A 372-nucleotide genomic window follows, 5' to 3' on the forward strand; every position below is an offset into this window, starting at 1 on the left:
TTCCTAACGTGTTTGCGCTGCGGGTTGTAGAAAAACTCGATGTAGTCGAACACGTCTTGGCGCGCTTCTTCGCGGGTTTTGTATTTCCTGCGACGGATGCGTTCGCGTTTGAGCAGGTTGAAGAAGCTCTCTACGACAGCATTGTCCCAGCAGTTCGCTCGGCGGCTCATGCTGGGAGCGAGATTGTGCTGTTCCAGGAACCCCTGCCACTCGTAGCTGGTGAACTGGGACCCCTGGTCCGCTGCCCGGCAGCGGTTTGCCTTCAAACCGCGAGAGGGGGAGTGCACATAGACCTTGGTCTTTGGCTTGCGACGCCAGACGGCCATCAGCAGGGCTTGCAGCGGCAGATCGGTGTAGGCGCGGCCCTGCATC

At 59.4% G+C, this 372-nt stretch carries 1 protein-coding gene; it reads right to left on the minus strand.

Features of this window, described 5'->3' with window-relative positions; translation table 11 throughout:
* The coding region (locus V3C85_RS00155; protein WP_331792968.1) for an IS3 family transposase at window positions 1-372 on the minus strand (372 nt) is incomplete at both ends.

The organism is Pseudotabrizicola sp. L79, from assembly GCF_036553525.1.
GTDB lineage: Bacteria > Pseudomonadota > Alphaproteobacteria > Rhodobacterales > Rhodobacteraceae > Pseudotabrizicola.